This window comes from Enterococcus sp. JM9B (genome assembly GCF_009933265.1).
Classification (GTDB): Bacteria; Bacillota; Bacilli; order Lactobacillales; family Enterococcaceae; genus Enterococcus_C; species Enterococcus_C songbeiensis.
This window is the reverse complement of sequence record NZ_MAEK01000032.1, coordinates 63,737-70,093: the sequence shown is the minus strand read 5'-3', so window position 1 is coordinate 70,093 and position 6,357 is coordinate 63,737. Positions and strand designations below refer to the sequence as shown.

Annotated in this window: 6 protein-coding genes and 1 other RNA gene; 2 read left to right on the top strand and 5 right to left on the bottom strand. The window is 39.3% G+C overall.

Features of this window, described 5'->3' with window-relative positions; genetic code table 11:
- Positions 1-422: 422 nt before the first annotated feature.
- The 3 genes from rnpB to BAU16_RS10725 all read right to left on the bottom strand — a co-directional run bounded on the left by rnpB (position 423) and on the right by BAU16_RS10725 (position 1,854).
- An RNA gene (gene rnpB / locus BAU16_RS10735) (RNase P RNA component class B) lies at positions 423-788 on the bottom strand.
- Between the two features lie 18 nt (positions 789-806).
- On the bottom strand, positions 807-1,226 hold the full coding sequence (gpsB, locus tag BAU16_RS10730; RefSeq protein WP_048605209.1) for a cell division regulator GpsB: 420 nt from the start codon (positions 1,224-1,226) through the stop codon (positions 807-809).
- 85 nt (positions 1,227-1,311) lie between these two features.
- Positions 1,312-1,854, bottom strand: coding sequence for an SLOG family protein (locus tag BAU16_RS10725; protein ID WP_048605208.1), 543 nt, complete (start codon positions 1,852-1,854; stop codon positions 1,312-1,314).
- A 63-nt stretch (positions 1,855-1,917) separates the two neighbouring features.
- Between BAU16_RS10725 and recU the strand changes: the two genes are divergently transcribed.
- Positions 1,918-2,550, top strand: a complete 633-nt coding sequence (gene recU, locus BAU16_RS10720; protein WP_048605207.1) for a Holliday junction resolvase RecU — start codon at positions 1,918-1,920, stop codon at positions 2,548-2,550.
- Between the two features lie 27 nt (positions 2,551-2,577).
- Positions 2,578-4,872, top strand: coding sequence for a PBP1A family penicillin-binding protein (locus BAU16_RS10715; RefSeq protein ID WP_202621262.1), 2,295 nt, complete (start codon positions 2,578-2,580; stop codon positions 4,870-4,872).
- Between the two features lie 44 nt (positions 4,873-4,916).
- Here BAU16_RS10715 and nth read toward each other — a convergent pair whose 3' ends face one another.
- Both nth and BAU16_RS10705 read right to left on the bottom strand, forming a co-directional pair.
- Complete coding sequence (nth, locus tag BAU16_RS10710; protein WP_161527048.1) at positions 4,917-5,570, bottom strand: endonuclease III; 654 nt, start codon at positions 5,568-5,570, stop codon at positions 4,917-4,919.
- Positions 5,570-6,268, bottom strand: coding sequence for a DnaD domain-containing protein (locus tag BAU16_RS10705; RefSeq protein ID WP_161527047.1), 699 nt, complete (start codon positions 6,266-6,268; stop codon positions 5,570-5,572). The genes nth and BAU16_RS10705 overlap by 1 nt, the downstream gene beginning before the upstream one ends.
- Positions 6,269-6,357: the final 89 nt, after the last annotated feature.

Genomic DNA, 6,357 nt, shown 5'->3' with positions numbered 1-6,357 from the left:
CAAAGACAAGTGAAACATTTACACAAAGCGGGCCTTCCGGTTCATACCATTAGCTTAAATTTTCAGTTTTTAAGGTCATAATGTTCCTCCTTGTTCGTTTTAATGTATTAAATTTTCTTATAGAAAATTTAGTTTTATTCTCACGCCGTATATCATTCCACTAGACTTCTTAGAATAAGTGGAACTGACATCCTTGTTCGTTTTAATGTATTAAATTTTCCTATAGAAAATTTCGTTTTATTCTCACACCGTATATCATTCCACTAGACTTCTTGGAATAAGTGGAACTGACATCCTTGTTCGTTCTGATATACTAACTTTTGTTTGTTTCACTTTTTTTATTTCCAGCTTTTTCCAATAAAAAAGCCTTAGTTACAAAAAAAACCTTCCATTTTGGAAGGATTCCCTGAATACCTGTGATTTTCTGTAAGCCATGTTTTGTCCGACTACTTCTCAGGGAGTAAGCAATCGGGGTAATCATCTATCTGCAAAAAATTGCCCTCTTGGTCCGTTCATTTCCGTCCAAGAAGCGCCCCTACCATCGTTTGGGTTGCTCGCTCGAGGGGTTTACCGCGTTCCACCAACGGAGTTTCCTCCAGTTGCTTCGTCACTGTGGCACTTTCAAGGATACTCCAGCATAGCCGAAACCTTAGCTTGTTTTTCCTGCCGTTACATAAACATGTACCTTGGCTTATTTTTTCGCCAAGCACGAACACTACAGACATCTCAGTCTGTGCGAGCATGGACTTTCCTCAGCTTGAATACTCAAGCCGCGATTACCCGAAAATCACAGAATGTATTCTTAATTAAAATTGACGCGTTTTTTCATTGTCATCACTATCATCTGCCTGAGAATAGTTTCGGCTGAAATTTTGTGAAGAACGTGTCGTTTCATTGCTATACGCATCTTGATCCAATTTTTTGCCAAAAACTTCTTTTTCAAGATTTGACAAACGTTTCAAAATGTCAAAATTGGTGACCGTTTGACTCTTAGGCGCTTCTGTTTGAACACGAGCAGTTACTGCTTGGCTCTTGGATAATTGAGCAACTTTGGCATTCAACCGGTCATTTTCTTCTTGTAAAGCAAGGATTTCTTTGTTGTAGCCTTCATAATCCTTGATGATGTTGTCTAAAAATTCATCAACCTCAACAGGATCATATCCCCGCATCTTTGTTTTGAATTCTTGTTGTAAAATGTCTTTGGGACTGTAAATTAAATTTGCCATCTTTTACACCTCATTAGTTTTCATCGATTCATTCAACTAGCTTTCTAAATTATTTTATCAAAAAATAGCGAGAAATCAAACAGAATCACTCATTTATTACATTTTGTAAATCATCCATTGTAATTTTATCAATAAGATAAGGATTATTCTGTGAAAATTCCATTGCTTCTTTAAGAAAATACTGTGTTTTTCCAGGAAATTCTTCATCATAAACCATAATCACGCCGCCAGAATGCTCTAGAAAAAAACGTGTATGGTTGCGTAATTGGCTCGGATTTTTATATCCTTCATGACTTGTTGCGTTCACATAGTCGGCTTTGCTGCGAAGTTCAAACAGTTTTTCCCGATTTTTTTCGTTCCATTGTTCTCCAAATCCCTCGAACGGAAAAATCAGACCCAACTTTAAAGAAGGATACTCTTTCTTAAGGGAAAAAACAACCTCTGCTCCCCAAAATTCAGTTCCTAAATTGCCACCAATCAAGATCCACTCTAATCCCTCATCCAAATAACGCAACAAAACATTTTTTATACTTTTCTTAATGATTGCGATTTTCGGGTCTTTTTCTTGAAAAATCCCTAATTCATAGCTGCGATAACCGGTTAATAGCATTGTTTTAATGGTTTCCATGGCCGATACCTTTTCTTTCTAATTCTCTTTTTGGTATAATGACTCGGTAGGAGCGTGAAAAATATGGTTTTAAGATATCCTAATGGGCAAATCTATTCCAAAAATCCTTCACAAACTAAGCATACACAAACCGTTAAAGAAAAACAACGGGCAGTGGACTTTAGTAATCGTGGCATGCGATTTGAAGAAGCCATCAACCTCAGTAACGAGTATTATCTTAATCACCAATTAGCAGTGGTTCATAAGAAACCGACCCCCATCCAAATCGTAAAGGTCGATTATCCTCGACGCAGTGCTGCAGTTATCAAAGAAGCCTATTTCAAAGAAGCCTCAACCACCGACTACAATGGTGTTTTCCAAGGACATTACTTGGATTTTGAAGCAAAAGAAACGCAGAATAAAACCTCATTTCCTTTTAAAAATTTTCATGACCATCAAATTCGCCACATGAAAAATTGTTTGCAGCAATCTGGCGTGTGTTTTGTCCTGCTGTGGTTTTCAGCATTAAATCGCTGCTTCTTTTTGGATAGCACACATTTGATCACACATTGGGATCTGCAAAAAAGTACGGGAAAAAAATCACTTTCCCTTTCATTGATTGAAGAAATCGGTATTGAGATTCAACCGGGCATTGCACCAAGAATTCCCTATCTCGATGCTGTTCAATACCATTTAGACAACAAAGGAGTTTTGTAAATTATGCCGAATGACAGTCAATCTCGTATGGCAAGACGTTCTACAGGAAATACAACAGGAAACAAAAAACCACAACCGAAGAAAAAACGTTCGGTAGGTTCCGTGATTCTAAAAATTTTCGGTGGATTGATTATTTTAGGCTGTATCGCCTTTCTATCCGGTTTGGGATTATTTTGGTTCTACGCAAAAGATTCACCAAAACTTGTTGAAAGTGAGCTGGATGCTGCCGCTTCTTCAAAATTCTACGCTACAAATGGTGACCTTCTAATGGATTTAGGTTCAGAAAGTCGTGATAAAATCGCGCCGCAAGATGTTCCTCAACTATTGGAGGATGCGATTGTTTCAGTGGAAGATCGCCGATTTTATAAACATATCGGTGTGGATCCCATTCGGATTGCCGGTTCTGCCCTGTCAAACGTCACCACTGGCGGGTTGCAAGGTGCCAGCACCCTGACCCAGCAGTTGATTAAGCTTTCTTTCTTTTCAACGAAGGCTTCTGATCAAACGCTGAAAAGAAAAGCACAAGAAGCATGGCTTGCTTTGCAATTGGAACAGAAAAAATCCAAGCAGGAAATTTTGACCTACTATATCAATAAAGTGTATCTTTCAAACGGCGTGTATGGAATGGAAACCGCAGCAAAAACGTATTACAACAAGGAATTAAAAGATCTTTCCCTTGCTCAGACCGCATTGATTGCCGGTATTCCTCAAGCACCAAGTTATTATGATCCTTATCAAAATCCGGAACAAGCCAAGGAACGCCGAGATACTGTTTTGTATACCATGTTGGACAACGATAAAATTACCGAAGCAGAATACAAAAAAGCAAAAGCTACAAAAATCGATGATGGTTTGGTTGATTTTGAATCCTTGAAGAAAAAAGCAGTTAATTCAAAAGTTGCTGACAACTATATCAAAGAAGCAATTGCTGAAATTTCAGAAAAAACTGGGAAAGATGTGTACACTGATGGCTTAGAAGTTCATTTGAACATTGATATGAATGCGCAAAATCGGTTGTATGATATCGTTAATAGTGAGGACTATATCGATTACCCTGATGAAGAAATGCAGGTTGCCAGTACATTGGTGGATACAAATTCAGGGAAGGTTTTAGCACAAATCGGCGGACGGAATATTTCTGATGATGTGGTGTTTGGATACAACCGCGCGACGAACACCAGTCGGGACTTTGGTTCAACGATGAAACCAGTCACTGATTACGGTCCTGCCTTCCAAGAATTAAAATACTCTACTGGTAAAACGATTGTGGATGGTCCTTATCAATACGAAGGCACCGATATCGATGTAAAAAACTGGGATAATCAATATATGGGCTCCATCAGCTTACGAACCGCATTGTATGAATCTCGAAACGTTCCGGCGGCGAAACTTTTTGATGAGGTTGGCGGCGATAAAGTTGCTGATTTCCTCAGTGGTTTAGGAATCAGCTATAAATCCATCGTTCAATCCAATGCGATTTCTAGTAATACGGATACGCAGGATGGCACAAAGTACGGAGCTTCGTCCTTAAAAATGGCTGCGGCTTATGCAGCATTTGCCAACGGCGGTATGTATTATGAACCGCAATATGTCAGCAAAATTGTCTACCAAGACGGCTCTGTGGATGAATTTAAACCAAGTGGTAAAAAAGCCATGGATGAAGGAACTGCTTATATGGTGACGGACGTCTTAAAAGATGTTATTACTAAAGGAACCGGTACGAATGCGTTGATCGATGGTTTGATTCAAGCAGGAAAAACCGGAACTTCTAACTATACAGATGATCAATTAGAAAAAATCGGTCAAACGCAAGGTGTCTATCCCGATATTACTTTCGTAGGTTACACACCACAATATTCATTATCCGTTTGGACCGGTTATGATCAGGATGAAAAGCTGACACCAATTACCGATTCATCTACCCATGTTGCCACTGATGTCTATCGTGAATTGATGCAGTACGTTTCTGCAAGTGCGGACAATAAAGACTGGAAATTGCCTGATGATTTGATTCGTGTAGGCGGCGAATTGTATTGGGAAGACAACTATCAACCGCAAGTTGTGCCATCCTCTACTTCGACAACAACAACGGAATCAAGCAGTTCAAGTATCGAAAGCAGTACGACCAGCGAGAGTTCCACAGAAAGCTCTTCAGAAACGCAACCATCGTCATCATCCAGTGAATCAAGTTCACAGCCAGAAACAACGCCTCCTTCCAGCAGTGTCACTGAACCAAGTAGCAGCTCTTCGGAAGAAAACAACCCTGGAGGCGACCCTGGTAATAACGAAAATGGCGGCAATAATGGTGATAACGATTCATAAGAGCAAAAAAATCACTGACCCAGAAAAAGCGGTCAGTGATTTTTTTAATTTATTTTCCCCTTCATCCGTTCTTTTCCCTCTTGACACATGAACAACAGTGGACAACTGGCACATTTTGGGGCGCGCGCAGTACAATGGTAGCGGCCAAAGAAAATCATCGTATGATGGGCATCAACCCATGTTTCTTTAGGAAGTTTGCGCATTAAGGTCTCCTCTACCTCGAGAACCGTGGCATTCAGTTTACAAATACGCAATCGTTTAGATACTCGTTCTACATGGGTATCCACTGCAATTCCAGGCACCCCAAACGCATCCCCCAATACCACATTTGCCGTTTTTCGACCGACACCGGGCAACTGCATTAATGCTTCGCGGGTTTTAGGAATTTTACCCTCAAAATCCGTCAAAAGCATCTTCGCACAAGCTTTAATGTTTTTAGCTTTATTGCGATACAATCCGATAGTACGAATTTTTTCAATGATTTCTTCTAATGGTGCTTCTGCCAATGCTTCCGGTGTAGGAAAAGCTTGAAATAAAGCAGGCGTCGCTTTATTGACAGATACATCTGTCGCTTGTGCACTCAAAATTACTGCAATCAATAGCTGAAACGCATTTTCATGTTGTAACTCGCCATGGGCATCGGGAAACATTTCAGCCATCAAACGAATGGCTTCTTGGGTTTTTTCTTTACTTAACATTAGTCATCACCATCTAACCAATTATGTAATGAAACTTTGGGTAATTGTTTTGTTGCAGTAGGTTCTTTTTGCATTTGCTGCCGTTTTCTTCTCTTTCGTTCCGCATCGACTTGCTCTTTCGTGTTTATCTGGTTTTTTTCCCAGCTCAATAAAATAGAGTCGATATAATTAAAGTTATATTTTTGATTCAAAACAGCTTCCTTTAATGCTAATAAAATCAACTCTGGACTGTAATGGTCTTCTTCCAGCCATTGCCCGATTCGTTGATATTGAATCGGTGATAAAGTACGCCCAAATTCCTCTTCAAAAGTTCGATACAGTGTAGTTACCTTATCTTCTTTTTCCTGATTCACTGTTTGTTGTAGCTGTTGGGTCATTAATTGTTCTAGCTTATCAAATATAAGTTCAAAGTTATAGCGATCATTTTTTTTCCCATAAACATCTGTAATCGTTTCAATCGTAAGAAATTGTTTTTTTACTAGTTGATTCAGCAACAGCAAAATTTCTGGCTGCTTCATCTGTAAATCATCTGCCACGATGGACAGGTCGGGAAAATCATTTCCCATTTGATGATGGCGATAAAGCTGTAGCCAAAACAAAAATTCTTCATTCGTCATACCGATTCGACGGTAATTGGCTAAAATAAGGTTAGCAAGAGTCGTTTGTCCGCTTTCCAAGTAGTCTTTTAAAGATATCATGCACTTCTCCTCTTTCTTTCCCTAGTATACTTCATAGCAAATAAATTCACTACCCAAAGCTTATCAAAAAAGGATTGCTACCGGTAATG

What these genes read in the sequence shown, in the direction of transcription:
- nth (WP_161527048.1), bottom strand. Translation starts at nt 5,570, where the DNA reads ATGTTAAGTAAAGAAAAAACCCAAGAAGCCATTCGTTTGATGGCTGAA.
- recU (WP_048605207.1), top strand. Translation starts at nt 1,918, where the DNA reads ATGGTTTTAAGATATCCTAATGGGCAAATCTATTCCAAAAATCCTTCA.
- BAU16_RS10705 (WP_161527047.1), bottom strand. Translation starts at nt 6,268, where the DNA reads ATGATATCTTTAAAAGACTACTTGGAAAGCGGACAAACGACTCTTGCT.
- BAU16_RS10715 (WP_202621262.1), top strand. Translation starts at nt 2,578, where the DNA reads ATGGCAAGACGTTCTACAGGAAATACAACAGGAAACAAAAAACCACAA.
- gpsB (WP_048605209.1), bottom strand. Translation starts at nt 1,226, where the DNA reads ATGGCAAATTTAATTTACAGTCCCAAAGACATTTTACAACAAGAATTC.
- BAU16_RS10725 (WP_048605208.1), bottom strand. Translation starts at nt 1,854, where the DNA reads ATGGAAACCATTAAAACAATGCTATTAACCGGTTATCGCAGCTATGAA.